This window comes from Sphingomonas sp. SORGH_AS_0438 (assembly GCF_031453475.1).
Lineage (GTDB): Bacteria > Pseudomonadota > Alphaproteobacteria > Sphingomonadales > Sphingomonadaceae > Sphingomonas.
This window is the reverse complement of record NZ_JAVIZS010000001.1, coordinates 599,924-615,129: the sequence shown is the minus strand read 5'-3', so window position 1 is coordinate 615,129 and position 15,206 is coordinate 599,924. Positions and strand designations below refer to the sequence as shown.

Sequence of the window (15,206 nt, the reverse complement as noted above, 5' to 3'; positions counted from 1 at the left end):
TCACTCATGGCCTCTTCCCCACAGCCCAACTCCGGCCACTCGTTCATGTTCGCAGTATGACCGCGTCTGGCACCTGACCCTTTAAGTTCGAATGCCGCTATGTGGGAGCAAAGCGGACATTTGTGGTTTTGAGCCATTCGGCTAAGCTTGCCCGCTCAGTCGGCACCGCGGGGATGAAGGATGAGGTTGACCTTGTCATTTGCCATTAGTGCAATACTATTTTCGTCTCAATCACCGGCGCAACACGCTCCAGCCACCGTCAGCCGCGCAGATTTCCGTACTGCTGTTGACAATTATCAAATGTTCGTTGTCGCTCACTGCGCGCCTGAGGACGTTGCAGCGTATGTCGCCGCAAGATCGGCACGCGATAAGGCCTTCGTAAGGTCCCTTCGCGGAACGAAACTAGCGTCTGATTATAAACGAGCTGTTGCAGCACGCGCAAAGCAAGATCGTAATACGTTCTATGAATGCATGAGACCACCACCTCCCCCGCCGCCTCCGGGTGCTGCGCCATCTCCGGTAGCTACCCCGGCGCAAGTCGCACACCAACGCGCTGAGTGGTTGCGCGAACACTTCGAGGGTGGAGATCGTCAATTCGCTGACCTTGTGCGTCTCCGCAACGCTTTGATAGGTGCGCCGAGGGACTGATGATTGCGGTCTTCTGCAAATGGGCGATAAGGGCTGCCCTCCCCTTTGTCACGACGACCCGGTTGCGGTCACTCGTGGCCTCTTCTCCACTCCCAACTTCGGTCACTTGTTCATATTCGCGATATGACCGCGCCTGATACATGAATCTTTGCACTCGAGTGTCGTGATTTGGGCGGCAAGCGGACATGGTACGCGGCGGACATCCCCTCCGCTGCGATAAACCAGCCCTCTCTGAAAGCGGCCGATTAACGGGGGATCATACCCCTGTGATACCCCTCCACTTGACGCGGAGCCGAGTAGTAAAAATCCGCAACGAAACTCGAAATCTCTCTTAACAGGTGTTTGATTTATTGAAATAAAATTTGTTGTGATGCCAATAGGGCGAATTAGTATCGGGGGGATGGAAGCCAGCGACACGGCGCATCTGATCGCTCTAGTGCATGCGTGCGGCCTGCGGGCTGGCGCAGATCCCGCTACGAGCAGATCGGATTGCCCATTTTGCGATGACCGTATGGATCTCTGTCGAGCTTGGCTCGCAGGCTTCAGTATCAGCCGTGCCAGGTCTTCTATAGTCCCGAGCTGAGTTTTGTTCTCTGATACACGCGGCGGACGGACCGTCCGGGGCGCTGGGCAGGTCCTGTCCTAGCGGAAGCGACTTTTTCTTTGATATACCCCAGCAATACCCCATGGCGGACATTGGAGGGCTAGCTGCCATTTTACTTGGTCTTCACGTCGAACACGCGCCGGACGGCAAAGCGATAACCATCGTCATTGTAGAATGCTGCCTTGTTTGCTTTTTCTCGAACTATCTTGCCTTGGAAGGAGGCGATAAGCTGGTCATGATTGTCTGATGATTGGGGATCGAGACGCGATGAAATTGGCTCAAGCGCGTTGGTATCTAAAGCTTGGCCTAGGCCTATCCCCCGCCGGCCCTTGCAAGACGGGTCGAAGATAACGTTGCGTTCCATGCCGTCTGTTGCAATCTCAGTACGGATGACAATTTCGCGACCCATGAAAGTGCCAGGATTAGCTGCCACCTCGCACATTGTGATCGGCTTTTGGGTCCCGCCACCAGAAGCGGCAAGCGCGCTAACGGCCAATAGCGTGCTAATCATTGCCACACATTATCGGCAAAGCGAACGTCTGCAAGTGGGCGATTGTGTTGAAAAACTCTCGCGACCCCGATAGTGAGCCCTCGTCACGAAACTATCTGTTATAGGTACAGTTGTAAACGTACCTTAACTGCTAAATGATGAAGATATATGTAACATAATTGCGCTCCACCGGCGTGGTTCGATCCTCAGCGGAGTTTTTCAACACAATCGGGCGGAAGCGGACGCGCCGCTACGGTCGCCTTCGGTTTCGTTGTAAGGTGATGCCGAAAGTCAGCGCACCGCAAGCTATGGTCAAGTACAGCGCGCCCGCGATCACCTTCAAGGCCGACTGTCCGTCATTCGGCGCATGCTGCATGTACCAGAGCGTCAGGGCCGCCTTTATCGGGAAGAAAGCTGCGAAAGCGGCAACGATACTCAGCACAAAGGCGAGATCAAGCCGCTTCAACGTCATCAGCTCAGACTACACGGATAAACGGTTGTCTGCAACTGGGCGAGACCAGCCGCCCTGCTCTGCCGCCGAGGAGACCCAGAAACAGTCATTCACGCCCCCTTCCCCGGTCCCCAACTTCGGCCGCTCGTTCATCTCCGCGCTATGACCGATTTTGCCACCTGACATGCGGCCTCGAACGTCGTGATGTGGGAGGTAAGCGGAACGGCAGCTTTCGGACACGCCTAGGCGAAAGTCGCCGTTCAACCCCCTTTGATCGAGGCGTGCGTCGGTCTGATTTCCACGGCTGCGGGTTGATGCCCCTCGTTCCAAATCGATAACCAAGCATCGTCGAACCAATCAAACAAGTGGGGATATCCATCTTCAAGTGTCACGATTGCTTCTCCACCAACCGGAACCTCGAATTGGTGGCAGATCGGCTCGATAAAGATCGTCAGCAGCTGATCGCTCTTGTTTCGGATTGGCAGCCTCAAACGTCATCCTTCATATTGAAGGACCCATGAGCGGGACTCGAACCCGCCAAACGCTCTGATTGCTCGATACGCCCGCTCCAACAGCGTCAGGGCCGAGATCAACTTACCGGATGGACGAGCGTCCGCAATATGGCGAAGCTAGGCTGGCGTTGAACGTCTGCAAGTGGGCGACACCGGAAGGACCGCTTTTGGCGCCAGCCGTCAGATAGCTGCCGTTCCTCTGGGATAGTTCGTGCTTTCGACTACACTGCACGGCCTCGCGCATGCTGGCCCCAGAAACAGTCATTCTGTACGCCCGACCCGACTCCCAGCTTCGGCCATTCGTTCATCCCCCAATTATATGTAGCGGCTCGCAATGATGACCGCTCGGAACTGCAATAAAGGCCATGTTCCGGCTCACATTATGGACGCTGGCGATCGGCGGGCGCACGATCGTTGAGACGCAAATCACATTGGGTGCGACGGACGCGAGATGTTGGTCGACCAGCGAACGATTGCGGACACGTACCCCGCCAGAAAAGACCATCAGCATGGTGCAAGATGCCACTGGTTTTCAGAACGGGTTTTCTCGTCGTTTTCGAACCGCCTCGGGAGGCATCGCGCGACCGCGAGATAACCGCTCGTTTTCCTTGCGGCGGCCGGGCTGGCTTGATCAACAGGCCGGGCCGGCTTGATCGACAGAAAGCGCCCCTTCGTCGCCGTTTCAATTGTCGCAACGCTTGTTGGAAGCCGCTGCCCGCGGAAGTGTAAGGACCCAGTTCTGGAGCGCCAATGTGTGGGTTATGTCTCCACCGAAGCGGTGACAAGGTAGGAGCGGTTGATTGCTTCCGCGGAGGCGCCCCGAATAGACCTTCATCGGCAGCGAGAACGAGCCCAATCCGGCGGGCAGCGGTACGTTGCGGACTTCCATGTACAGCGTGTCGGCACTCGTCTCCTGTCCGACAGTAATAGCGCCAAGCCGGGTCCATAGGTCCACGGCGTCGAGGCATGCCGACATACAGGCGGGATCGGTCACCACAAATACGGGGCCGTCGGGGCGGTAAGCGGGAAGCTGGGCAGTCCTGCCGTCCGGAGCAGCGTGGTCCGGCCTTACGATCCACAATGGGTCGCCTGACGCGATAGCTCTTTCCAGACCGCTGATCGTGTTCCGAAACCAGGAAGTCATGTCCGCCGAGAGATGGCTGCCTTGCGACTGCTGCGCAGAGCTGTCCCGGATAGCTGCGAGATTGTCGCGCGATGCCCGCCAACTGACTGTCATCGGGGCCTCGCGATGCCGGGCGAGCGAACCCTCTCCCCACAAAGACTCGGCGATCTGGCGCGACCAGTCGGAGGAGCCTCCGCCGTTGCCGCGCAGGTCCAGAACGATCGCCGGGGCGGCGCGCACTTCAGCGGCATGGGTGTCCAAATAAGCGATCAACTCCCTCAACTTTTGCCCGGCCGGCGAGTCGGGATTGCTGTTGAAGGAGGGGATACTGAACCATTGCGTGCCGTCACTCAGTCGCCGCACGTCGAACTCAGCCTTGCGGGACACGGGAAAGACATAGCGCGCATACAAGTCTTCGGTCGGAGGGCGCCATTGTAAATTGACGTCCAAGGTCCTGCCGCCGGCGCGAAAACGGCATCGCCTGATGGGCGCTACATAGGTGTCGCCAACATCGAGGAACATCATCGCCCCGAAGAGCTCGCGCTGCGAGGCAAGGTTCCATCGCCCGAAGCGCGAGCCGAGGCGCTCCCGACCGAGCGCGATCGCGTTGCGCCCGTCGCATGAGAGAAGGCGGGCAGCCAAGGGAACGCCCGACCCGGGCTCTGTGACGAAGACGCTCTGCTCTCCGTTGCCATCGTAGCGCGTCAGAAATCCAGGCCAGCGCCGCACTTCATCGGGTGACGCACCCGACACACCATAACCAAGATGGCCATCGTCGAAGGATGCCGTGTACTCCTGCATCGCATAGAAATAGTCGGCGAAGCTCTTCGCCTTTGGAGCGCGCTGTAGCGCACGCGCGAGCTGGGCGTCGTTGCGCGCCTCGAAACCAGGGTCGGCTGGATTGACCGGGCCGGGATGATTGGCGGCAATGGTGTCGTGCATTGCGATGGCGTCGGTTCGCAGCGCAGCAGTCCAATCACGCGAGCCCTGGTCAGCTTGGGCCAACAGCATTGTTAGGGCCAAGACGAGGATGCGCATTGGTCAATCGTAGATAATCGATACGTCGGGGACAATGGGATGGCGTCATCTTGCTACCGGCGCGTTCACCAACCTGTCGCTAAGTGTTTGATCCCACGGTTTGACGGTGCGATCCTTTCGTTCGAATGGAAGGAGGCCGTATGGGACAGGTACGTCACGAGTGATCGCATGCGATCACTCGACATGACCACGCACGCCGTCCGAGCAGCAATACAGCGATCGCAAGCTTCGCTCTCGGCGCTGAGCCGTGAGTTCGGGATCAATCCCAAGACCGTGGCCAAGAGGGCAACGGTCGAAGACCTGCAGACCGGGCCAAAGGCCCCTCATTCCACCACTCTGTCCGAGGCCGAGGAGGCGATGGTTGTGGCGTTCCGACGCCACACCCTGTTGCCGCTAGCCTGCCCTCGCGTAGGCGGGGGACTGCCTCTACGCGCTGTAGCCATCGATCCCGCACCTGACGCGGTCAGCGTTGCATCGTTGCCTGCAGCGGCATGGGATCTCCCGCCTGCCGGACGTCGAAGGCGACAAACCGAAGCGGCAACGCTTCAAGCGTTATCCGATTGGTTTCTTCCACATCGATATCGCCTTGGGTAGCAGACCTCCGAAGGCAAGCTCTATCTGTTTGTTGGCATTGACCGCACTAGCAAGTTCGCCGTCACGCAACTGGTCGACAAGGCCGATCGCCGGACAGCGTGAGAGTTCCTCGAACACCTGCTGAAAGCCGTACCCTACCGCATCCACACGATCCTGACCGATAACGGCATTCAGTTCGCCGAGCAGCCACGCAACCGCGACACCGCCTGGTCCCGCCAGATGCGCTTCGACATGATCTGCGAGGCCAACGACATCGAGCATCGGCTCACCAAGCCGAAAAGCCGCCGTACCGCTAAGACGACCCATAAGTGGACGTTCACGGCCCTCCTCGTCCATTCGCAAACCAGACGGTCGTTCAGCCAAGGGAGGTGCCGAGACGAGGCTGATCAGCGGGTTTTCAGATTTTAAGACTCGTGAGAGCGGGCCTCATACAACATGACTACCTCTTGGCAGACTGCTGGGTACCTTGGGTCAGCAAGGTTGCCGTCAGGTAGCGTATCGCCACCAGCGGGATGGTGTTTGACGCCTTTCGGGGGGCGGCAATGACAAGCTGCTGCTTCGTATAAGAGCATGCTGCATGGTCCGCTGCTATGCTCCCACTGCTTTCCATCACCTCACATGCTGTAACGCGACCGGCTTCATCGAAGAGCAGTCGCGCCTTTACCGGAGATTGGTAGTCAGCCGGGATGACCTGCACCTGTAGAAAGCTTTCAATTGTCGTTTGAGGCTGGTGATCATCCAAGCCCCAATTCGTTGCCAGCCGGTATTCTCCAGCAACCGGTACACCAACATCGTTTTTAGCCGGATCGAATTTAGCGCGCCTCTTGTACAGGGTGCAGGTGGCCAGATCGAGTGCGGCTGAACCGCTACTCTCTGTAACATCGCAGGTAGTCACCTTGCCGTCGGCAGAAACCCGCATGACTATGCTCGAGATGCCATATTCATGCCGCTGCAATGCCTTAACGGGATAGTCATCGGGTGTTATTATTGCCTCAGCGTTACGCAGACGAGGTGATCCGCTGATAGAAGGTGCTGCCGGTTCTTGAGCGGCAAGCAGCGTTGTAACCATCAGCAATCCCAGCATAATCCTACCCCACCTTTAAGCCTTCCTGACGGTGACGGGCGCCATGATTAAATGCAAGCGAGGCTTTAGGTTCGGAAAATCAGCTCTACGATGAATGCCAATCCACAATAAGGGGATGGGGGTCGCGTGAAACCGTCGTTCACCGTTGCAGCGCTATCTGCCGGCTTGATGCTTGCGCCGAGTATGGCAGCTACCCTGATGTTCGATTTCTCAACCCAGGAGCCATTTGCCGGCGGGCGGGTCGCCTTCAGCCTGATCTCGGCGACCCTACTGCCTATGGAAACGTTTATCCAGGCCAGTACACTATCGAGCTTCACGCTTGGCGTAGCCCGCGTTCACTTTATGGACGCGTGCTTCACCATCGTGCCCGGCTCCAGCAACAGCGTTGCCTGCGACGCCGTCGAAGTAATCGTCAACACGAGTTTCGGCAGCACATTGCTCACCCGACGTTTGCAGGACGGTGCACTCTCGATGGTGGGTAGTTACACAAGCGTTGAACCCACCAGCTTTCCAGGTACGATGATCGTTTCTGAAGTGGATGGCGCTATTCCTGAACCTACAACATGGGTGATGATGTTGCTAGGTTTTAGCATGGTTGCAGGTGCAACCCGTTATCGTCATCGTTTGCCGCTAATTACGTTCATCTGATCTAATCAGGGTCAGCGAAAGCCGGTCCTACTTGCTCACGTTTCTTTAAAAAGCCGAATCCTTGAAACGTAGGCTTACTAGGTCGGTGTCACCCGCACTAAGGACGCGGCGACCCAGAAGCGGTCATTCAGTCCGTCTCGCGCGCTTCCAAGCTTCTGCCATTCGTTCATCTCGCAATGGGGAGCATGGTCAGCTGAGCCGGCCGGCCGGGTGTCTGCCAGTAAAAGGGAAGCGGATCACCTGCTTCTAGAAAGAGACATGGCGAAAGCGGCGTGTATGCACGCAAAAAGGATCGTACTATTCGTCCAGAATCGCCTTGTCTGTGGCTGGAGGTCAGCAGGAGAAATTGGTTAGTGTGATACAACTGCCTTCGACGAGGCGTTAACCTTGCCAAGCCAGAAAACACCGTCGTAATCTGGATCAATCGCCATTCCCTGTAACGCTCCCAGCGCAATGAAAGGACTGTGTGGCAGGTCGGCGTCGCCACTGATTGGGTAACTTCCGCACGCGATGTCATCTTGGGTGATTGGTTTACCCGGCTTAGGCGTCACGCCAGGTTTCAATTCACAATTCCAAGCTGTTCCACCTGCCGTTTTCATATTCAGCGTAATGATAGACGACGGTGGGCCCAGTCGCATCACCATCGGTTCGAACTGCGCACGGAAATGCTCGACTGGGCGTTTGCGAGCATGAACATTGCCGACAAGAACAAGAACGTGGTCATAAGCATGAGCCGCTGCTGCGACGCGGATGTTTTCCGCCTGTGCAGCATCATGTGGCCCCTGCCCTGGTAGATCGGAGAACCTACGGCTCTGCTCCGCGTCTTTTGCACCATTGAAAGCCACGATATCGATTGATTGTCCAAGTCGCGCTAAGTTGTGAAGACGAACAAGAAGGGCCAGCATCGCTTCACTGCCAACGCCATCATCACGATCGGCCCAACCCGCCCCGTTTGAGTGCCTCAGGGAATTCCGCGTTCGAGAGGTGCCAGGCTTTTTGAAAGGCGTCATTTTCGGTTGACGAATGTTCAATCGCAACCAAGATGCGCTCACCTCTTGCTGCAAGTGCGCAAGCTATGTCACCGATGAAGGCAGGGGCCTGCTGCGTTCCGTGCATTTCGCCAAAAACAACAAATCGCGGCTCGCGAGATGCTACGTCAGCCCACCCGATGGGAACCTGGCACACCTGTTCCACCTGCACTTTCGATGAGCGGCGATTGGCAGCGTGAGCATCGGATTGAGCTGATAGTTCAGAAAGCAGCGCAGATATGCATAATGCTTGCGCGATCAATGACCTCATGTAACTGCTCCCAGCGGCTCTTTCGGAGCCCCATCCAACCTACCAGTCGTGACTATAAAGATCCTATCGTACGATCTCTTATGAGCAATGACAAAACGACTGATCATGGCTGGAATTGAGTAGAAGCAGCCGCCCTTCCCTTCACCGCGAAGACCCACAAGACGACATTCCGACCTATTTTCGGCATCCCGACTTCGGCCGCCCGTTCATGTGGGCGGCCGAAGTCGGTGCCGGTTAATCAACCGCTCCACTGCCCTAGTCGACCTCTCTGACGGAGACGGTCAATCGAGAACCTTCTTCCTGGAATTGGATTGCGACCGCTCGGTAATGAATAAAGACCGTTGAACGCATCGCGCGGCTCGTGTTCCCGCTGACCCGCATCCTCGCGCTTGAGTAACAAGTATGATGTGATCAGCGATGATTCCTCGTCACCGACATCAGACGGGTACGGCTTGCGGCAGACACGCATCGGACGAGGGATGAATCACCCACGTTCCCAAGTCCATAGTAGCCTCCAAGCCAAGTCTGTCAGCAATAAATGGCGTATCAGTGCTAACCGGCGTCTGGTGCATCCGGCGATACCGTCCGCATCGACAGTCCCGCTTCGTCGAACCCGAACGATCCAGTCGCCAGCCCGGCGGCCACCGCATTGCCCGCATGATGTCCGGAGAACCAGCGCTGGGCGACCGTCGAGCCTGAGAAATCAAGCGCCTTCCCCGCCACTTCATCCTGCTGGTCCGAATAGGACAACCGTAGCAGTGTCACCTGCACGTCGTCACGGCCGGCATACGCCGCCTGCCACCGTGCGATCGTCCGTCGCGACTGGGCCGCGAAGATCAGGTCCTGCATCCGCCCGGCCGCCTCGCCCAGTGTCGCCGGCACTGCCCCGGTCAGCGGCAGAAGGTCGACCGCGATACATAGTGTCGGTCGCCTCGGCGATGCGGCGAGAACCGGGTCGAGCGGCAGATTTGCCGACAGACCGCCATCGACCAGCCAGCGTCCGTCGACTTCGACCGGCGGGAACACGACCGGCAACGCCGCGCTGGCACGGATATGGGCAGGTCCGATCCGCATCGTGGTACTGTCGAACACCACATCCTCGCCCGTCTGCACGTCGACGGCGGTCGCGGTAAAGCGGCACGGCCCGTCGTTCAGCAGATCGAAGTCCACCATCGCCGCAAGTGTGGTTTCCAGCTGGTTGGTTTCGAACAACGATGGCCGGATGTCGGTCCACGGCCACAGTGCCGACAGCAACGGACCGAAGATACCGGGACGCCCCGTCATCGTCGTCCATGTCACCGCATTGGTGCGTCGCCCGGTTTCCAGCCACGGCATCGCGGCGCCCGCGACCGATGAGATGGTCGGTCGCCAGAACGCGCGCAACCTGTCCATACGGCGCTCCGGCGCGGATCCCGCGATCAGTGCCGCGTTGATCGCGCCGATGGACGCACCGACCACCCAGTCGGGCTCCAGCCCGTTGTCGTGCAGCGCCTCATAGACGCCGGCCTCGAACGCGCCGAGCGCATTGCCGCCACTCAACACCAAGACCACGTCGAAATCTCGACGATCGGCGGTCATTGTCTTCTCTCCTTCATGTCCGCTGCCGACGGATCGGGGATCATGCTGCGCGCGACGCGTGATGGCGGTGCCGATCGACCAGCGTCGCAAGATCCTGTTCAATCTCGCCCAGCGCACCGGTTCGTTCGCTGCCCAGCGCGGCATAGGCGGGGCGCCGCGCCTGCCATTCGGGTAGGGCACCGGAAACCGCTAGGACCATATCGGGGTCATGACCCGCGCACTCGGCAATGCGCCTTGCGAATGCGGCCCAGCTCAGCGCATGATCGCCCGCCAAATGCCAAATCCCCTCCGCCGCATCGATAAACAGGTCGAGCGCGGCATCGACGAGCGCGGGAACATAGGTCGGCGTGACAATATGATCGCGCGCAGCAGCGAACCGGCGCCCGGCGACAAGACTGTCAAGCACCGCCCGGACGAAGTTGTGCGAGTCGAACGGCGAAAAGAATGCGGCAGTACGCACGACCATTCCGCCGGGTAGCGCCGCGCAACCCCGTTCCATCGCCGCCTTGCTGCGGCCATAGGCGTTGAGGGGAAAAACCGGGTCGGATTCAACATAGGGTCGCGTGGCGGTGCCGTCGAACACCATGTCGCTAGAGAAGGACAGGCAGCGGATACCGCGCGCGGCGCTGGCAGTCGCTAGGGCAATTGCATCGGTCGCGTTGATCCGGTGGCATGCAGCCTCGTTCACCTCCGCCTCGTCGACGCGGACCCACCCCGTGGCGTTGACGACGCCCCAAGGGCGTATTTCGTCAAGCACGGCCGCGATCCGTTCGGATCGGTCCATGTCCAGCATTGCCCGGTCGGTCACGACGCAGGCGATGCCACGCGCGGCGCAGGCCCGTGCGAAGCCGCGTCCCAGCGTGCCGGTCGCGCCACAGATCAACAGCGGCGAAGTGTCGTCGTATCGGACCGGGGTCCTTGGGAATCCCGCGGGGCGCAGAATTGCCCGATGGGTCAGTCGGTCCGAACGCTGCCACCACCCCGGTTGCGCGACCACGGCATGCCGGGCGTCGCCGTCCGGCAATCCCCGCCATAACGTCGCCAGCGCCGTCGGACGCGGCACCCCGGCGGCAACGTCGAACACCCCGGATTCATAGCGTCCTGGTGCTGTCAGCAACGTGTTCCAGTCGTGACTGCCCAGCAACGCCCATGCCGTGACCGCCGCAATGTCAACCCCCTCGCCGCGCAGATCGACGGCGGTGTCCCATGCCTGCGCTACCCAGCGCAGCTGCTCCTCCCGCGTGCAGCCATTATGGACCTCGGTCAGCGCGATCATGGTGCCATAACGCTGCCACGCCTCGCGTAGCACCCCCGAAAGCCCGGCGGGCGGCGGGTCGAGCACCCGGACCGCCTCAACATCAGCATAGGCGATGCGGCCGTTGCTGCCATGTGTTTCTACCGGATAGCGTTCTATGCGGTGGTCGAGGAACCGGTCGCTGGTCAGGTAATGGTTTACCCCCACCACGTCGGGCGGACACGGATCGTCCGCGATCGCCCGCAACCGGTCGCAAAGCCCGAATTGGTCAAGCCGTGCCCATAACGGATGGTGCGGCGTTACCCGCCCGAACAGCAGATCCCACCCGGCCCATCGCCGCAGATTGTCGAACGACGCCTGTCCCGCCAATTTGACCGTGGCATAGGTGCGGCCCAGATCGTCGGTCTGGATCAGCCGCGCGGTAGGGTTTACTGCACGCACCGCGCGCATCGCCACCCGCGTCGCATCGACCTGCGTCAGCAGCGCCCGCCAGAAAGATGCTTCGTCGCGACGATGCGGATACCAGTGCCCGTACAGGGCCGAAAACCGCGCGGTAGTCAGCGGTTCGTTGACCGGCGTCCATTCCGTCACCCACGGATAGCGTTCGGCAACCGCACTGGCATGGGCGGCAAGACCGTTGGCAAAACCGGGGTCAAGCAAATTGGTATGGGCCGGACCGCTGCCATGATGGATCAGGCCAACGATCGGCCGCACGCCCCGCGCAAGCAACCGGTTGAGTCGGGGATCGCTCCACGCCCAGTCCGGGGTGCTGCTGTCGCCTCGCACCCGTTCCCACAACACCGGGAAGCGTAGCGCCGTTATGCCCAGATCGGCAAACCGATCGATATCGTCGACCCGGTCGTGATGCCCGCTGCGTCGGATCTGGTCGGAAACGCGGTTGCCCACGCGGTTCACTGTGCACTCGGCCCCCGCCCACAATTCAATTCCCATGCACTATGCTCCTCTGAAAAATAAACAGAGGCAACGCACAAGGCGTTCCAAATATCGTCATGATCCACATTATGTATCCGTAAATTTTCAGGAACATTACATCGAACGCCCTGTTCATTATAAATATAATTGAAAAGGGTATGCGCATGACCGGAACACTTTCTTCGGACAGCACGCCCATATCCAATATACGAACTAAAGCAGATCAACCAATGTTGATCTGCTTTAGTCATGTGCGCTGGGCGTTCGTTTTTCAGCGGCCGCAGCATCTGATGACGCGCTTCGCCGCGACCCGTCGCGTGCTGTTCTGGGAAGAGCCGGAATATCATGGCGGCACCCCCGCGCCGCACCTGCGTCGGCAGGTTGCCGAGGGTGGGGTGGAAGTACTGACCCCCGAGCTGTCGGAAGCCGATCGTGGACGCGAGGACGCCGTACTGGCGACGTTGCTCGACGCGGTGCTGGGCGATGCGGATGCTCCGGTCGTCCGCTGGTATTACACCCCAATGATGCTGTCCTTTTCGGACCATGTCGCCGCCGAATGCGTCGTCTATGACTGCATGGACGAACTCTCTGCCTTCCGGAACGCGCCGCTCGAGCTGCTGGCGCGCGAACAGGCGCTGATCGAACGCGCCGATGTCGTCTTCACCGGCGGGGCCAGCTTGTACGAGGCCAAGCGCGGGCGTCATTCGAACGTCCACGCCTTTCCATCCAGCATCGACGCCCGGCATTTCGCGCAGGCGCGTGTCCTCACGACGATGCCGGCCGATCAGCTGTCGATCCCTGGACCACGCCTCGGCTTCGTAGGCGTAATCGATGAACGGATGGACGTCGCGCTACTGGCGGCGATCGCCGACGCCCGGCCCGACTGGTCGTTTGTCGTCATCGGCCCCGTCGTGAAGATCGACCCCGTTGACCTGCCCCGACGTGCGAACCTCCATTATCTCGGCAGCAAGAGCTACGCCGAACTACCCGCGTACATGGCCGGGTGGGACGTGGCGCTGATGCCGTTCGCGATGAACGAAGCGACCCGCTTCATCAGCCCGACCAAGACTCCGGAATATTTGGCGGCGGGATGCCCAGTGGTATCGACGCCGATCGTCGACGTCGTGCGACAATATGGAAAGCTCAAAGCGGTCGGTATTGCCGATACCGCCGACGGCTTCGTCGCCGCGTGCGAACGCGCGATGGCATTGCGGGCGAACGACAACGATTGGCGCGATGCCGCCGATGCGCAGCTGGCGACCGGTTCATGGAACGCGACCGCGCTGGCGATGCAGGCACTGGTCGATGCCGCGACGACGGCACGCGACCGCCACGAACCGATCGTATCGCCCACGGCCTGGCCCGAAGCGCCCGCCGGCTATGACGTGATGATCGTCGGCGCGGGCTTTGCCGGCGCGGTGATGGCCGAACGGTTGGCGAATGACGGCGGAAAGCGCGTGTTGCTGGTCGATCGCCGCCCGCACGTCGGCGGCAATGCCTATGACCGTCCCGATGCCGCCGGCATCCTGATCCATCAATACGGCCCGCACATCTTTCACACCAATTCGAACGAGATCGTCGACTATCTGTCGCGCTTCACCGAATGGCGTCCCTATGAGCATCGCGTGCTGGCCCAGGTCGGCGCGCAGCAGGTGCCGATGCCGATTAACCGCACGACACTCAACACGCTCTACGGCCTCGAACTGCAGAGCGACGCCGATGTTGACGCCTTCCTCGCGTCCCGTGCGGAACCGGTCGACCCGATCCTGACCTCGGCGGATGTCGTCGTGTCGAAGGTCGGTCGCGAACTCTACGAGACGTTCTTTCGCGGCTACACTCGCAAACAATGGGGCATGGACCCGTCGGAGCTGGACAAATCGGTCACGGCGCGGGTGCCGACCCGCAGCAATACCGATGATCGCTACTTCACCGACCGGTTTCAGGCGATGCCGCGCGACGGGTACACTGCGATGTTCGAACGGATGCTTGACCATCCGAACATCGATTTGCTGCTCGGCGTCGACTATGCAGCGATCCGCGACCTGTATCCGCACGATCATCTGGTCTTCACCGGGCCAATCGACGAATATTTCGGCCATCGCTTCGGCGCGCTACCCTATCGCTCGCTGAAGTTCGAGCATCGTACCGAGGACGCCGAATGGCACCAGTCGGTGGCGGTCGTGAACTATCCCGACGAAGCGGTCCCCCATACCCGGATCACCGAATACAAGCATCTGACCGGACAGGTCGCACCGCGCACCAGCTTGACCATCGAATATCCCAGCGATGTCGGCGATCCCTATTACCCGATCCCGCGCCCGGAAAACCAGGCGCTGTACAAACGCTATGAGGCGCTGGCACTCGCTGAAGCCGACGTCACCTTCGTCGGCCGCCTCGCCACCTATCGTTATTACAACATGGACCAGGTGGTAGGACAGGCGCTGGCGACGTACCGTCGGATGGCCGCCGCATCGGGCGCCGACGCAGTGTTGTCCGGCATGGCGAAACGGACCGCAGCGTGAACGATGTTCCGTCTCCGCCCCACGCGCTCGTCCTGCTGATCGACGATGCGGGTTTCGAACGCGACTACGTGCACGGGGTGTTGACGGCGCGTGGCATCGAAGTGCTCGGCCCGTTCGCGGATAGCCGGGCCGGTTTCGCGGCGATCGGCAACGTCCCGCCTGATGCTGCCGTCGTCGCCTGGTCTGGCCCGCCGGCGGATCGGCAGCGACTGTCCGATGAACTGGCCCGACGGGCGATCCCCTGTCTGACGATTGGCGACGAACCCCGCCCGGTCGTCCTCGACACCCATCTGCCGCGCCCATTCGCCGCCTTTCAAGTCGCTGAGTGGGTGTGCGTCGCGCTGAGCACCCGTGTCATCGCCAACTGATCCGGGCCGGCTGCCCCCCCGACTACCGACCGATCACCGTCTCGGACCTTTCCGGCCAC

Annotated in this window: 11 protein-coding genes and 1 pseudogene; 4 read left to right on the top strand and 8 right to left on the bottom strand. The window is 60.1% G+C overall.

The window, feature by feature from the left end:
- Positions 1 to 1,364 precede the first annotated feature (1,364 nt).
- The 4 genes from QE452_RS02965 to QE452_RS02950 all read right to left on the bottom strand — a co-directional run bounded on the left by QE452_RS02965 (position 1,365) and on the right by QE452_RS02950 (position 4,866).
- Positions 1,365 to 1,763 carry a hypothetical protein gene (locus tag QE452_RS02965; RefSeq protein WP_309658598.1) on the bottom strand — a complete coding sequence of 133 codons (399 nt, stop codon included), beginning with the start codon at positions 1,761 to 1,763 and terminating at the stop codon, positions 1,365 to 1,367.
- A 229-nt stretch (positions 1,764 to 1,992) separates the two neighbouring features.
- Positions 1,993 to 2,214, bottom strand: a complete 222-nt coding sequence (locus QE452_RS02960; protein WP_309729578.1) for a hypothetical protein — start codon at positions 2,212 to 2,214, stop codon at positions 1,993 to 1,995.
- A 239-nt stretch (positions 2,215 to 2,453) separates the two neighbouring features.
- Entirely contained in the window at positions 2,454 to 2,684 is a 231-nt protein-coding gene (locus QE452_RS02955; protein ID WP_309729575.1) for a hypothetical protein, read from the bottom strand.
- A 703-nt stretch (positions 2,685 to 3,387) separates the two neighbouring features.
- Positions 3,388 to 4,866, bottom strand: coding sequence for a S41 family peptidase (locus tag QE452_RS02950; RefSeq protein WP_309658596.1), 1,479 nt, complete (start codon positions 4,864 to 4,866; stop codon positions 3,388 to 3,390).
- Positions 4,867 to 5,006: 140 nt separating this feature from the next.
- Between QE452_RS02950 and QE452_RS02945 the strand changes: the two are divergent.
- Positions 5,007 to 5,775, top strand: a pseudogene (locus QE452_RS02945) (DDE-type integrase/transposase/recombinase); the annotation flags it as partial.
- 124 nt (positions 5,776 to 5,899) lie between these two features.
- On the opposite strand, the gene QE452_RS02940 reads toward QE452_RS02945, so the two are convergent.
- Complete coding sequence (locus QE452_RS02940) at positions 5,900 to 6,529, bottom strand: energy transducer TonB (RefSeq protein ID WP_309729572.1); 630 nt, start codon at positions 6,527 to 6,529, stop codon at positions 5,900 to 5,902.
- A 141-nt stretch (positions 6,530 to 6,670) separates the two neighbouring features.
- Between QE452_RS02940 and QE452_RS02935 the strand changes: the two genes are divergently transcribed.
- Positions 6,671 to 7,192, top strand: a complete 522-nt coding sequence (locus QE452_RS02935; RefSeq protein WP_309658594.1) for a PEPxxWA-CTERM sorting domain-containing protein — start codon at positions 6,671 to 6,673, stop codon at positions 7,190 to 7,192.
- A 350-nt stretch (positions 7,193 to 7,542) separates the two neighbouring features.
- Here the strand turns inward: QE452_RS02935 and QE452_RS02930 are convergent, their stop codons facing one another.
- The 3 genes from QE452_RS02930 to QE452_RS02920 all read right to left on the bottom strand — a co-directional run bounded on the left by QE452_RS02930 (position 7,543) and on the right by QE452_RS02920 (position 12,275).
- Positions 7,543 to 8,097, bottom strand: coding sequence for a hypothetical protein (locus QE452_RS02930; protein ID WP_309729570.1), 555 nt, complete (start codon positions 8,095 to 8,097; stop codon positions 7,543 to 7,545).
- 946 nt (positions 8,098 to 9,043) lie between these two features.
- Complete coding sequence (locus tag QE452_RS02925) at positions 9,044 to 10,069, bottom strand: patatin-like phospholipase family protein (protein WP_309658592.1); 1,026 nt, start codon at positions 10,067 to 10,069, stop codon at positions 9,044 to 9,046.
- Positions 10,070 to 10,109: 40 nt separating this feature from the next.
- The gene (locus QE452_RS02920) at positions 10,110 to 12,275 is read right to left on the bottom strand and encodes a family 1 glycosylhydrolase (RefSeq protein WP_309658591.1); all 2,166 of its coding nucleotides are present in this window, start codon (positions 12,273 to 12,275) and stop codon (positions 10,110 to 10,112) included.
- Between the two features lie 272 nt (positions 12,276 to 12,547).
- On the opposite strand from QE452_RS02920, the gene glf reads away from it, so the two are divergent.
- The gene (glf, locus tag QE452_RS02915) at positions 12,548 to 14,779 is read left to right on the top strand and encodes a UDP-galactopyranose mutase (RefSeq protein WP_309658590.1); all 2,232 of its coding nucleotides are present in this window, start codon (positions 12,548 to 12,550) and stop codon (positions 14,777 to 14,779) included.
- Entirely contained in the window at positions 14,776 to 15,147 is a 372-nt protein-coding gene (locus tag QE452_RS02910) for a hypothetical protein (protein WP_309658589.1), read from the top strand. Before glf ends, QE452_RS02910 begins: the two co-directional genes overlap by 4 nt.
- The last annotated feature ends 59 nt before the right edge of the window (positions 15,148 to 15,206 follow it).